A 13,734-nucleotide genomic window follows, 5' to 3' on the forward strand; every position below is an offset into this window, starting at 1 on the left:
CGCCTTGCGGCGCCAGCTTACCAGACGGTCTATCGCTGTGAGAGTCAGGCCGCCCAAGAACTGGCAACCATCTTCTGACTATCCGTGTGGTGAATACAGCCTGGTGGCGGGCGGCGCAGGGCAACAGCCATGTTCAGCGCCCTGATCGCCAGATCCTGTTTCATCCGGTTGCTGATAGCCCAGCCAATCACGCGCCTCGAGAACAGGTCGATGATGACGGCCAGATAAACCCAGCCCTCACGCGTCCAGATGTAGGTGATGTCGCCCGCCCACTTCTGGTTCGGGGCACTCGCCGAAAAGTCCTGTTGCAAGAGGTTCGGCGCGATGTTGAAGGCGTGATCGCTGTCGGTGGTGCGCTTGAACGCCGCTCGCTGCGGATGATGCGGATGCCGTTCTGGCGCATCAGACGGCCTACCCGACGCTGTCCGACCCGCAGGCCCAGCTCGTTCAGCTCCTCGGTCATCCGCGGCCTGCCGTAGCTGCCCAGGCTCAGCCGATGCTGTTCGCGGATATGCGCCAGGATCACCATGTCGCGCCGCTGACGGATGGACGGGGGCCTGCGCAGCCACGCGCGCAACCCACGATCCGTTACGCCCATCATGCGACAGAGATGGCTGCGCGAAAGGCTGCCCCGATAGCTGGCAATGAACTGAAACCTCACGGCTTTTGAGCCGCGAAGAACTGAGCCGCCTTTTTTAATACTTCCCTCTCCTCGCGCAATATACGGTTCTCTTTCCGCAGCCGTTCATTCTCGCGCAGAAGATCGGCGTCCCGGTCAGGCACCTTCGCCTCATCGGAAATCGCCCGTATCCACTTGCCGAGCGTCGAAAGCCCAACCCCAAGATCAGACGCAACCTGACGTCTCGTCAGGCCGCTGGTGAGCGCGATGCGAACCGCATCCCGCTTGAACTCGTCGCCGTGTGTCGCTGCCATATCCTGTCTCCTTTGGTGAGAGCATCGCTCTCAGAAGACCGGAACGAAACCGGGGCAGGTCCAATCCTTTATCGAGCTTGCCGATAGCGAGCGCCTCGGCATCGACTATCGCATCCGAGCCTTGGATCGTGGCTCAGAGGTGGTTATACTCGCACCGCACGGCGGATGGATCGAACCAAATACATCTGAAATAGCCGGGGCAATTGCGGGAACCGATTTATCGTTTTACGCTTTTGAAGCCCTACGAAACGGGCCTCACGGCCATTATCACATTACCTCCCATCGTTTCGATGAGCCTTCGGCCATAGAGCTTGTCGGCAAGTCTTCGACCTCAATTGCTGTCCATGGGCGGCGGCGTGATGGGACAGACGCGGTTTGGTTAGGTGGTCGCGACACCCGCCTACGCGAAGCTGTCAGAATCTCACTACAAGAAGCTGGCTTCGGCGCGGAGATCAACCAACGGCTTCCGGGGCTTGATGAGGCAAACATTTGTAACCGCACACGGTCTGGCATGGGTGTGCAACTGGAGCTCTCTCCACGGCTGCGCACAAGGCTGACAACCGATGCAGACTGCTGCAATCGTTCTGCGAAGCCGTTCGAAACTCTGTCCGGCAGTCTTGCGCCACCTGAGCAGCTCATTGCGGGCCCTTCGGGATGAGCCGATTTTTTCCGCGAAGTGCAACAAGCAAGCTGCGGTGTCGGAAATAGGAGAGACCTTGAAGGCCCAGATCCAAGCGAACTATGAAGAGCGGCTTTTCAGCTATGTCGCGCTCATCCAAGGCACAGAGCCGCCGGGCCTCGTGCCCAAGCTAGCCGTCTACCGCGAGCTTACCCGGCAGCACAGCAGGCATGGGGTCCGGCTCTGGGAGATCGAGCCGCTTCTCCATCCCTTGCTCTTTTCGGTCGAGACCGACCTGCATCTTGCAACGGCACGGCTGCTGGAGGATCCACGCCGAGCAGACGGAAGCTTGTTTGCATTCCTCGACTTCTGTACGAAGAATCGATCAAACATCACATGGAAATCCGGCCCCCCTGAGGTGGAGGTCTTGGAAAAACAGATCAATGAGCTGGAAGCGCGGCGCAAGACGATAAATGCAATCATGAGTCGCCGTGACAAGTTTTTTGCTCATCTCGACAAACGGTACTTCAAGGATCCCGCGCGTATCTACATCGACTATCCACTGGATGCAGACGATGTGATCGGGCTGGTTAATGCCGTGATCGGGGTGATCACCGAGCACCAGTTGGAGTTGAAGGGGAGCGCCGCCATCAGCGTAGGCGAGTTCTATACAATTGGCATCGACAACATGGTGCGTAATCTGGAGACTGGCCGTCGAAAAAACTTTCCGGGGCAGCTAGACTGATCCAATAGCCGATGTTCAGGGCTGAGGGCAGTTCCGCCAACGCTGCCTTGCAGCGTTCACGACGGCCGACCGGCAACTATGGGCCTACTGCGCTTGCTGCAGTTGCATTCGCTGCTGCGTGCTCCAATGTCTCTGATGGGCCCTTCGCGTCAAGCTACGCAATCCCTACCCTCGCAGGACCCTGCGTAGTGATTTCTCGATCTCGCCGCCACACCAAGCTTGTCCGAAACGGCGGCGGCTTTCCTCCGCTTGGCCGGCAAGAGCGCCGTGTGACCGGATGCGGGACGTCAGCCCGGCAACTTGCGGGGCTTCTGCTGCGAGAAACGCGCGAAGCTCCGGCAGCTGCTTGGTCATGGTTCCCCACAGCGTTGCCGTCACGATCTGCGCCAGTCCGATCGGCTGCTCGGGAAGAAGGTCCTGCTCCGCCATCGCTTCCCAGATCGCCATCCAGCGGCGCAGGCGCACGAGATAGTCCGCCCAGGATGCCTCAGTCCACATTGCCTTGCCACCACTGAGCGTCATCTCATCCAGGACATCATTGGCGTCGCTCACGATCTTCAGGGTTATGGCTCTCAGATGCGGATCGGGCGGAAGAAGGTCAAACCGTTCGCTCAGCCAGAAGCAAATTGCTGGCATTTCAGCCATGGCCTTGCCGGAGCCATTGTCCACCAGCATCGGCGATGCCATGTGCGGCACCGGTTGGTTCCGAGGGTCCATGCTCATCATGTCACTGATCGCGTCACTGCCGGGTTCGTCCACCGAGGCGCCAACATGCGCAAGAATGGCCCGGACGAACTCGCCGCGAAATGGCACTGGCCAGTAGTAGAGGGTGAAGTCGGACATCGTCGGCAGTCCTTGTCGGGTAGAGCTGACCTGCCGGCGTTCGGCTGAGACACCGCAACGAGTGCCAGGTGATCGTAAACGTGATAGCACCGTCATCCGATCCCGGCTGCTGTGAGCGCTTGGAACAAAGGGCCAGCTTCGATGCCGTTGACAACCCCGCTCCCCCTGCCCTCCTCAAGATCAACGATGCAGGTCCGCCTGCCCCATATCCGCCATTTATTCTTACAATGCGGTTTACAGCATCGGCCCTTTAAGCAGCGCTGCTATTCAGGAACGAACTCCTTAGCTGGCGCAGGCAACCTGCAGGAGGAGCTAAACCTGCAGACAGTAGCAGCACCAAGAAATGCTGCATCCTTCGCGTGACCCGACCCGGAAGAGCCCTGCTTTGCAACGCTTCACAAACGGCCGTTTTTAGGTGCTATGTAGAATTGTCCCAAAGAGAGCATGTCTTATAGAAAGCTGAAACCTGACCGCCGACCAGAGCATAGTGGTTGTCGCGGTCGCACATGAGGCCCAAAAGACTCACCTGTTAGGCGGACCATCCATTATCACGCCTTCGATGCAATTATCGATTGGATTGTCACAGTCAGGGCTGTTCAACGCACGCTCTTCGTCTACGCCATTTAAAAGATATAGATAAGCTAGCGAGGAAGACATCTGGTATTCCGGAAAAGTAGCGGCGAACATTGCCCGCGCTTTGCTTGTGTCGGAGAAGATCTGGTACACGCGCCGTTGAACGAATTGCACGAGGTCCGGATTGGCTTTGGTGATTAGTAGCGCATAAGGTTCATAGGTAAATAGCGGAGCGTTGACCTCGGCTGTGCAAGATGGGTTTAAGGCCCGATAATCTTGCCACTTCCTAAGAATGATTTCACGATCTCCAAGGTAAAATAGGCGATTGTTACTTCTAGCGCTACAAAACCATTCAATAAGAAAATTATGATTATCGAAAGCACATGGAAAATAGTAAACGTCGTTGTTATTAGAACGACTATTCAATCTTGACCAGAATCGTTGAAATAGCCCGGATGACTTCTTCTCTTCTGAAGAATTTCTTTTGTTTTCGGCGCCACAGCGCACCCAATTTTTTTCCCTAACCACGGTTTCCTTTACGCATTTTGCGGCACGGTCATTGGCGATCATATTTTCGCATATGTCTTTCGCCACTGCGCTAGCGGTTGTGTCTCTGACATAGCCAATTTGTACATCTGATGTAATTGTAGCACCTGATCCTGTTCGCTCAAGATAAGTGACGCCTGTAGCAAAAACTATTGGAGAAAAAATTCCGTTTTTCCATCTGCTGATGTTGTCATATCGGACCGTGACTGGATCACAAAGCACATCAACCATATCTTCGGGAGCTATAGCCAAAACTTGGGCAGTTGTTCTATCGTCACTTTCCTTGCTACTTTCATCGGGCCGGAGGCGCTCGAAGCGCGTGGAAACACTAACTGGAACGCTAGTCACCTTGTAACGGCTTCCTGCAAAGATTTCATAACAAAGATCAGCTAAATAGCCTTGAAATCGAGGAATTCCCCCGGTGTTGTCCAGATAAGAAAAGGGTGCGGCATCTGTACGAAACCCTACGACTATCGAAAAATCAGATGGGATAGTTGTCTCACTGGGGCTGCCGACTTGATTGGTAGTTGTGTTAAGCTTTCCGGAGGGAGTCAGTCCCCCATTTGGGGAATTTTTAGATCCAATATTGGGGTCTTGATCATGCTGCGCTTTCTTCAGTTGCTTAGGACCTTCAGGGTCTGGGGAATCTTGAGCATGAACAGGTGTTCCTAAGTTGATAGATAGGCACATTACTACAACGATAACAGCGGTTGAAGGCACCCGGCCTGACGTCACCTTCTGTGATAGAAACATCACGGCTATAAATGCGGCAACCATATCTGTAAAATGGTCTGCGACGCATTCCGGTCGGTCTTCGAAACATCTACTAGTTTTAGTCTCTATTACTACGGAAGCAATCAACATTCCAAGCGCTGCCACCACGGCTACTAAGACCATCGCAGCGATGTGCTCGGGATCTTTATGTAAACGGCGCGCTGTTACCACAGATGCTGCAACGACAGTGGAAAGCGGCACAAAGGCCATGAAGTAGGCAAGGTTGGGAGTTCCCCCTGTTGCATTAAACCGCCCCAACAATAATTCAGTGAATTGTTCGCTATTACGAGCCACAAGCCAAGTAAAGAGCATCGCAACCAATATCATCAGAGCTAAACTAGTAAGCCCGGCCCACATAGAAGCGGCCATAATACTTCCAGAACCCGGCCACGTAGCTGCCTTACCCTGTTCTATGGTTTCATCTTCGGCAAGGGATTGCATAAGACCTTGCTCTCCCGGCTCTGATGAGCTTACGTAGATGGCAACTAGCACAGGAAAGACAAAGATGCACAATGTACGCACCGTTTCATAGGTCGCACTAATGCCCTTGGTCCAGAAATTAACCGGCATTTCGGTTATCAGCTTCTGATTGAGCATGCTGATTGATGCAAAGTAGCCTACAAACAGCACCAATGCACAGCAGATAAGCTGACCCACCGGCGGGCCATAACCTTCGCTCAGGAACACGGCCTCTAGAGATTTCCGGATTTTTATGTCTCCTACTCGCCTGTAGTCGCGGTCGCGTTGCGCATAAACAGCATGGATCGCGCCGATCTCAAAAAGATGGCGTTCCATGCTTTCAACGGCAGTGATGAGCTGCTGCTCCTGGTGAGTGCGATGCGGTTGGTCGTCCTCTCTGGCCGGCTCGATGTTCGGCAGACTCCCTAGTAGTTCTGACAAATAGATCGCCGCAGCGGTTGCTTTCTGCAACTGCTGCGACACCAGCAGGCGCATCTCGTCGCGAACATTTTCACGCGGCCAGCGAGGATTACGAAGGTTGTCGATCATACGCCACAACAGGATCAATTTGGCCAGAACATCCTCGACGCCATAAGTTTGGGCGATTTCGTCGTATGCCCACTGCTGCAAGCGTGTCACATGGTTGCTAGACAGTTTATTAATCGCCGATGCAATGGTACCGGTTGCTTGGTCCTGCCCTTCAAGCTCCCTAGCTTCATGATGAATTTCATCAAGCTGCTGTACGATCAGTTGTCTGGTATACTCTCTAATGCGGGTCGGAATACCAAGAGATCGGTGGACGTGCCCGCGCAGAGACCTTTCGAGTTGGTCCAGGGGTCCGATCAACTGGGTCAGCCCCGTCAGGCCAAACGCCAGCATCAGCGGCCATTGCGGACTTTTCAGCAGAGCTTGGTCTATATCCACAGGACCAACCGAAGGCATAGAGTTTGTAATCTTGAGAATTAAGCCGCCAAAGAAGGTAAAGCTGGCATAAAGAAGCGAGATGATTAAGGCATACAGCATAAAGGCGCGATGCATTAACATTGTGTCACGCATCTGCGCAGGCTGCAATTCCCGCAGTACCTCATAATCGAAAGGCGATGGATTGTAGCTACGGCGGTTAAACCGGTTCCACGCGTAAAGCCAAACCACTAACAGCCCAATTATGAAGTATAATACGAATTCGCCACTGACTGGTGAGTTCGATAGCGGTAAAATTCGTTCATTAGAAGGACCAGTGACTGTACGGTCATAATTCCACAATGACCCCGGAACACCGTTGGGCCACATTGTACTAAAATCCTCTCCTACATTGCAACTTTGCTGCAGAGTTCGATGCGGATAGGCCGCAGAAGAACGCTTTTCAGCAGGTCTGCACGTTCGGGTTGCACGGAGCTCCGGCCGCAGTCGGATTGGGCTGAATTGATGCAGAAAGTGTAATAGCAAGTAGAGCCATAATAAGAAGATAGCGCATGGTCACCTCCACATGGGTAGACCCACAATAAGGCAAAATATCATATAATACAAATACAATATTAATCGAGCTGCTGTCGTATAACTTATTGATTAAACTATGATATTCTTGGTTCCTTCACGAAGTAGATCAGGGTCATCGTTCTCTAGAAAGCCCCTGATAATTCATTGTTTATTTCGGTACTAAATTCCGTTCATATAAAAAAGTCACAGTATTTACAACTATTTGCAAGATTCTCTTATTTTTGAATAAGTAGATGTAGTGAACTGTGGCCGCCTGATTCGAGAGCAGAAAGCGTCTGCTCTTGAGGACTCTGGAGTTTGCCTCTGCTCTGACTCGCAGATTTTTGATCTCTGAGAGCCAGGAACCTAACGTTGATCATGGCAGCGGGTTAGCTGTGCTTCTAGATTGATATGCAGCAAATAGGAGCGGTGAGCGCGTTTTCCCTAGAGGGCCAGTCGTACGAGATGATCAGGTGTCGTTCTCGGGTAAGCGGATAGGTTCGCCTCTGATAGGTCTCTTAGAATCAGGCCGAATCGTTTTTGTTGTATCTTAGTAGCGTCTTGCTTCATCTTTTGATGGCTACAATCGCATGGATGTTAGTCGCAGCAGGTTATGGCGGGATCTGCGCGACTCTGAATCTTGGAAGATGAAGCATTCAATAATCATGTTCTTGTTTTATAAAGATACGCATGTGATACGTTAAGTAATCAAGGGCCTATTGTTTTCATAATAATATGGTAGCATTTCCCTACAAGCTACTCTTTTACGTGAAAGGGGAAAGGATGGATGGGCAGCGGATGATTGACATTGATCCCCGTCTGCAAGCCTATCTTGTTCACGGAGTCGATCGGGACTGGGTAGATAATCGCGACCAGTTTTTTTCCGCGCCGCTGTCGATCTTACGCGGTAACATTGACCCGCCCTACTGCGCGTTTCCCGCCATCAACGAACCGCCTGTCTTCGGCCTGCGCAACCAGGGTCCTACGGGCCGCTGCGTCGGCTATGCGCTTGCCAACCTGATTGACATCCAACGCCGTATCCAGGCAGCCGAGGGACGACCTATCCCGCCTCAAGCACGAATTAGTGCCGACATGCTTTACCACATGGCCCGCTTCCATGACCGCTATGAACAGCGCGAGGACGGGCGCTTGTCGCTGTCGTCCGAGGTGCAGAGTGGCGGCGGCGTGCGGACACTTCGGTCGGTCATCAAGGGCTTTTACCATCACGGGGCCTGTCCTGACTCAGACGAAGTTCTGGCCGGGGCATGGCCAAGCTTGACGGATGACAAGGATGATGAACCCAAGTTTTTGACCATCGAACAGGCAAAGGCCGCACGGGATGTTAGCTTGGGCGCCTACTATCGGTTGCGTCCGGTCCTGAACGACTACCACGCGGCTTTGAATGATGCCCGCGCAGTTCTTGTTTCAGCGAACATGACGTCCAGTTGGTTCCTGCCGGAGACTGACGGGCGGATCCCTTGGTCAGAAGATCTTCTAGCCGACAAGGGCGCCCATGCCTTTGTCTTGGTTGGATACAACCAGGAAGGCTTTCTGGTGCTGAACAGCTGGGGCAATGCCTGGGGCGGCTTTGGTGGCCGGCCCGGCATCCGCTTGTGGACCTATCGTGACTGGGCACAGAATGTCGTTGATGCATGGGTGCTGCGACTTGGGGTGCCTGCTCCGCAGGTCTTTGACCTGACGGTTGGCGAACAGGGGCAAAGCCGCTTCTATGGTCCGGTGCAGGCAGGTTCCCTGCCCTGCCACGAACTTCTAGGCCATTACCTGCATCTGGATGACGGATGCTATGTCGAACGCAGCGCCTATCCTTCCGATGACCGGATCACCGCTCGGACTCTGGATCTTTTGCGCGAGCGTGCAAGAACCGGCCGCTCGCAATCCGGAAAACACCTGCATCGGGGCGTCGTGCTGTGGTTTCCCGGCAGTCTTGAGCCGCTGGAACAAGCATTCAGGCTTGCGGTGGCGCGCAAGAAGTGGCTCGAGGAGCAGGACCTTTATGCTATTAGCGTATTTTGGTGCAACGACTTCGCACAGCACGCGACCGAAGTTCTGGCCGGAGTCTTTCTCGATTGCGAGGCAAAGGCTGGTCAGGGCGCCGCCCATCTGGCCGAACTGATCGAGGAGCGGGCGCAGGGTCTGGGCCGGGCCTTCTGGCGTGACATCGAAGGAGCGGCACGTCGGTCGGCCGAAGGCATCGGCGCGGATCAACAGGGTCCTGCACTGAAGGTCGTACGCGAGGTGTTTCGTCAAGCCGTGGACCATCACCGTCAGGTTCATGTCGTGGCCGAGGGCGCAGGCGCCCTGCTTCTTGACTCGCTTCTAGAGCGACTTGCGGCAGATTTTCCCGGCGGCATTGAGGCCCTTGCCAGATTGACGACCACCGCCGCTCTGGTCCTGCCCGCAATCCTTGTCAGACCGCACAACCGGCTAGCCGGCCGCGCCTCGGCCGCGCCCCGGCTACTTCCGTTCCTGGACCAGGTGAACCGCAACTGGCAGGCTGTATCGAAACCCCAAGTGCTGCTAAAAGACGACATCCCCAGCCTGCACGGTCCTCGTCGCGCAGGAAAGGTCTCGGGTGTAGGTCGCCCGCCCGGCCGCATCCTGCTTCCCAACGCAGGGCTGGAACGGCGGCTACACGTCGGCAGCTATAACCGGTCCGTGCTGCACCTGGTCGCGCGGTCCTTCATGGGCCATTTCGGCTCCCACGAGCGGCCCGAGCCGCCGGTCCTTCTCGGTATGGCTGCTGCAAAACGCCTGCTCCAGGGTGCGGGAGGCAGCGCGGTGACAGAGATTCATGCCCCCGCCAAGGCGCCTTTAGGGCAAGGACCGGTCGATCAACTGACGCTCTCTCTACACCCCGATATCGAAGCGGCACTTCTGGCCGATATCCGGGACCATGCTGCGCAACTGACTTGACGTTGACGAGTGCCATTTTACCGAAGGGAAACCAGCTTCCATGTCAAAAGTTACGCTCGAGGAACTGAACCGGCTAGCGGCCGATCCCGAAGCGGATCTCAGCCCCTATTTCATCCATGACGAAGCGCGTTCGGGACCTTTCAACCCCGAGATGCGGCTAAACCCACAGACAGTCGATATCCCACCCGATCTTGGGCCAACGCGCTCAGCAGGATTGGTCAACGCCGGAAACTGGCTGGAACGGCGGCGGCGGGCCGGCCGCTATTACGCCATGATCGCCAAGGGCTACAATGGTCCCCTTGTGGTGGCCGAGGGCGACAGCTGGTGGCAATACCCCTTCCTTCTGCGTGACACAATCGATTGGCTTTCGGACAGTTGCGCCATCTTCTGCGTCAGCGCCGCCGGCGATCTTTTGGAAGACATGGCGCGAAAGCGAGAATATCTTGATGCCGTGGCCGAGACTGGCGCCGGTATCCTGCTGCTATCCGGAGGCGGCAATGATCTTGTCGCCGGCGGATCGCTTCAGGACTATCTTGAAGACTATGACGTCGATCTGAAGCCTACCGATTACCTCAAGCCGTCCTTCCCGGATCTGCTGGACCGTGCCTTCGGCTATTACGAACGGATCTTTACCGAGGTCCGCAACGCCTTTCCGCATGTCCATATCATCTGCCACGGCTATGATTATCCTATTCCGGCCGCAGGAAAGTGGCTGGGCAAGCCGATGGCAAAGCGCAACATTCTCAACCCCAAACTGCAGCGGCAAATCGCCGTTCACATGGTGGACATCTTCAATATCGGTCTTCGCCGGGTGGTCCGGCGGGTTCCGGGCGTGACCTATCTCGACTTGCGCGGAACAGTCGCCGACCACCAGTGGCATGACGAACTGCACCCGTCGAACGAAGGCTATCGCTTGGTTGCTAAAAAGTTCGCGCGCGAGATCAACAAAGCAGCCAACCGAGTGGTCGATCCGGTCCGATCGATTGCCGGGCCATTCGCGGTCTCGGCCGACACTGAGGCTATCGCAGGTCTGGTGGCGGCACCCGCCCTGACGGGTAAGGCCGTGAGAACCCGATCGCTTCACCTTGGACTTAACTTCGTTAATCCGGCCGCATACAGCGGCTGGGACGGCGCGCTTCGAGCCTGTGTGAACGACGCCCAGGCAATGGCCGGGCTCGCTCAGGCGCAGGGCTTTGACGCGCAGACCTTGATCGACCGGGAAGCGACTCATGACGCAGTGGTTGCAGCCGTAAAAGCCGCGGCGACCGAGCTTCGGGAAGGCGACATGTTCCTGTGGTCGGTATCATGTCACGGGATGCAGGTCCGCGACTATAACCGCGACGAAACAGATGACGGTGACCAGCCAATGGACGAGGCCTTGGCCCTCTGGGACATGCCTCTGGTCGACGACAACATCTACCGACTATGGAGCAGCTTCGCCCCTGGGGTTCGGATCCTGATGATCCCCGATACCTGTCATTCGGGTACGATGACCCGGCGTTCCTTTCTGAGCCCTGAAGAGGTAGAAGCCTTGATCCGCCCGCGTTCAGCGCCGAAGATTATACTGGAGCCGGTGCAGTTCAGGTTCATGCCTGACCAGGTTCAGGCACGCGTGCTGGCGGAAAATGACGCTCGATACCGCGACCATGCACGCGAATATCATGACTTCGGCGAGGCAGCGACGCTGCGGTCGTCGATACCGCCGGTGACCGCATCGGTTGTCAGCATCAGCGCTTGCCAAGACAATCAGTTGGCGCAGGATGGAACGCAATATGGCGCCTTTACCGGAGCTTTGCTGAAGGTCTGGGGCAACGGTCGATTTCAAGGAACCTATAGCGAATTCCATCGGCAGATCTCAGAAACAATGGCCAACCCGGATCAGTTGCCCAAGCTCTACGAAACCGGTGCGAAGGATCTTGCCTTCCTTGTGCAGAGACCGTTCTCGCCGGCCGGAAGTGCGGCTACGGCAGCCGGGGCAAGGCCCCACACGGCCCCAGCGTCGGCCTCGTCACACCAGATGACGGAAAGCCCAGCGGACGTCCTAATCGCCACTGAGGGCAATGAAAATGATCCGTTGGATGGCGTGGATCCAAGGGATATGGTTGCCGGAACGGGGACTAGGTGGGCCGCGCGCACCGAGTTTGACCGCTTTATCGGCGCGCTTGGCCTGCACCATTTGAAACCGGCTGAGTTCTTGGTTCTGGGCTCAGCCCATGTCCGACCGGGCGCGCCTGGTTTTGGCTTGAATAGCCCCCCGCCGCAAGAGCTCTGGCCCAACATCGTCAATACCGCCCGCATGGTTGATGAACTTCGCCGCCGGATTGGCGGAGCTGTCACGATCAGCAACGCCTATCGCAGCAGCGCGTATAACGCTGCGGTGGGAGGGGCGCGAAGCAGCCAGCATCTACGCTTCAACGCGCTCGACATCACATCGCCCTCCGCCACGCCTCGGAAGCTGGCCGAAGAACTGTTGAGGATGCGCGACCGGGAACGGCTGTTCAACGGGGGCATTGGCCTTTACGACAGCTTTGTGCATATCGATTCCCGTGGCCATGATGCGACATGGGGCGATCTTCAGTCCGGTACCGGAGGGACAAGGTCCGGGGATGATCGCAGAAAGGCTGTGGCGGCTATGACCCTTAGCCGCACACGGTCGCAGGCGGCCAAGACCCGTTCGGCTTTCCGCGATCCGCCGCCGGTTCCCGGTGGTTCAACCGAGCCGGAGCTAGCTCTAGAGCAGCAAAGGCTTGGTGCAGCGGTGGCGGGTTCGGGCGTCGTGTCATTCGTCAACAACCTGACGCCCCAGCAGAAAGAGGATGTCCTTCTTTCGCTGCTATTTGCTCAGCGGGCGGCCGACGCCGCAGTAGACCCGGTAGCAGATATCGAGGCCTGGTTCGAGAAGTACCTAGAGATCCTCACCCTTCTGGGCTGGATCACCGAAGCCCGGCCCAAGCTGCGGCAAGAACAACTGCACAACAACGCCTCCTTCGACACTGCTATCCTGCAAATGCTGGCCTCTGTTGCAACTGGAAACCAGTTCACGGTCATCCAGGCAGCCCTCAATGGGCTGAAGGCCCTGGGAACTGAGTCACCCACGATCAGGCTTTTTGACCTGTCCTCGACCGTGGCCGAGGGTGGCCATTTCCAGGTAGGTGCCGCCGAAGCCGCCGGAGAGGTCGTATCGCTGGCCCTTGGCGCCTTTCACCATCGTGTCCGGGACAGCCGCAAGAATGTCTTGTTCATAAGTTGGGGTGAATCATCGATTGACTACTGGATCAGCGCGGGCAAGCTGACGCTGATACCAAGGCTTTATTCGGAGATCCGCGACGTAGTGCAAAAGCAACTGGGTCAAGATCGTCGGTTGCTTCTTGCGGATATTCCGTTGAGGTAAAGGATGCGCCGTCGGGAATGCCTTGGCCCGCCTTTTGGAAACCGACCCAGCTCCATTCGTGGCGATAGTGTCCAGGACATGGTGTAGGAGGTCGCGCACAGAGCCCCTGGCGTAGCGCGAGCCGCGCGTCCGCGGGTAAGGTGGCGGCTACCGCCAATCTTCGGACTAGGTTGGGGTTGCGAGACCTGAAACGGAGAATAAGCCATGTCCGCCCAGCTCGAGACTCCGCTTCTTGAACTGATCGCACGCGGCACGTTTCTGTTTGTCCTGTTCATGCGGGGTGGCCAGCTGATCATACCCTGGGACGAGACCTTCACAGCATGGCAAGCAGGGCCAACTGTTCCCGGGCAGGGCTTCGGTGCGCGCACCACGGTGATCCGACCACACATTCCATGAACATCCGACCGGCCATTCCACGACCATCCGACCACCCGTTCCAGC

General features: G+C 56.1%; 7 protein-coding genes and 1 pseudogene. 5 read left to right on the top strand and 3 right to left on the bottom strand.

What is annotated here, in order from left to right:
* Positions 1-80: 80 nt before the first annotated feature.
* Positions 81-933, bottom strand: a pseudogene (locus tag IE224_RS19580) (IS3 family transposase); the annotation flags it as partial.
* A 121-nt stretch (positions 934-1,054) separates the two neighbouring features.
* Here IE224_RS19580 and IE224_RS19585 point away from each other — a divergent pair.
* Complete coding sequence (locus tag IE224_RS19585; RefSeq protein ID WP_229849476.1) at positions 1,055-1,591, top strand: poly-gamma-glutamate hydrolase family protein; 537 nt, start codon at positions 1,055-1,057, stop codon at positions 1,589-1,591.
* 58 nt (positions 1,592-1,649) lie between these two features.
* A complete protein-coding gene (locus tag IE224_RS19590; RefSeq protein WP_229849477.1) occupies positions 1,650-2,297 on the top strand; it encodes an AbiU2 domain-containing protein in 648 nt (215 codons plus the stop codon).
* Positions 2,298-2,462: 165 nt separating this feature from the next.
* Here IE224_RS19590 and gst read toward each other — a convergent pair whose 3' ends face one another.
* Both gst and IE224_RS19600 read right to left on the bottom strand, forming a co-directional pair.
* The gene (gene gst / locus IE224_RS19595) at positions 2,463-3,140 is read right to left on the bottom strand and encodes a glutathione transferase, Atu5508 family (RefSeq protein ID WP_191313067.1); all 678 of its coding nucleotides are present in this window, start codon (positions 3,138-3,140) and stop codon (positions 2,463-2,465) included.
* A 522-nt stretch (positions 3,141-3,662) separates the two neighbouring features.
* A complete protein-coding gene (locus IE224_RS19600) occupies positions 3,663-6,782 on the bottom strand; it encodes a type 2 periplasmic-binding domain-containing protein (RefSeq protein WP_191313069.1) in 3,120 nt (1,039 codons plus the stop codon).
* 921 nt (positions 6,783-7,703) lie between these two features.
* On the opposite strand from IE224_RS19600, the gene IE224_RS19605 reads away from it, so the two are divergent.
* The 3 genes from IE224_RS19605 (at position 7,704) to IE224_RS19615 (ending at position 13,689) form a co-directional block, all read left to right on the top strand.
* Positions 7,704-9,902 (top strand): C1 family peptidase, encoded by a 2,199-nt coding sequence (locus IE224_RS19605; protein ID WP_191313071.1) that lies wholly within the window; start codon positions 7,704-7,706, stop codon positions 9,900-9,902.
* Between the two features lie 40 nt (positions 9,903-9,942).
* The gene (locus tag IE224_RS19610; protein WP_191313073.1) at positions 9,943-13,293 is read left to right on the top strand and encodes a caspase family protein; all 3,351 of its coding nucleotides are present in this window, start codon (positions 9,943-9,945) and stop codon (positions 13,291-13,293) included.
* A 204-nt stretch (positions 13,294-13,497) separates the two neighbouring features.
* Entirely contained in the window at positions 13,498-13,689 is a 192-nt protein-coding gene (locus IE224_RS19615) for a hypothetical protein (protein WP_191313075.1), read from the top strand.
* Positions 13,690-13,734: the final 45 nt, after the last annotated feature.

Source organism: Paracoccus aerius (genome assembly GCF_014656455.1).
GTDB classification, from domain to species: domain Bacteria; phylum Pseudomonadota; class Alphaproteobacteria; order Rhodobacterales; family Rhodobacteraceae; genus Paracoccus; species Paracoccus aerius.

What these genes read in the sequence shown, in the direction of transcription:
- IE224_RS19600 (WP_191313069.1), bottom strand. Translation starts at nt 6,782, where the DNA reads ATGTGGCCCAACGGTGTTCCGGGGTCATTGTGGAATTATGACCGTACA.
- IE224_RS19610 (WP_191313073.1), top strand. Translation starts at nt 9,943, where the DNA reads ATGTCAAAAGTTACGCTCGAGGAACTGAACCGGCTAGCGGCCGATCCC.
- IE224_RS19615 (WP_191313075.1), top strand. Translation starts at nt 13,498, where the DNA reads ATGTCCGCCCAGCTCGAGACTCCGCTTCTTGAACTGATCGCACGCGGC.
- gst (WP_191313067.1), bottom strand. Translation starts at nt 3,140, where the DNA reads ATGTCCGACTTCACCCTCTACTACTGGCCAGTGCCATTTCGCGGCGAG.
- IE224_RS19605 (WP_191313071.1), top strand. Translation starts at nt 7,704, where the DNA reads ATGGTAGCATTTCCCTACAAGCTACTCTTTTACGTGAAAGGGGAAAGG.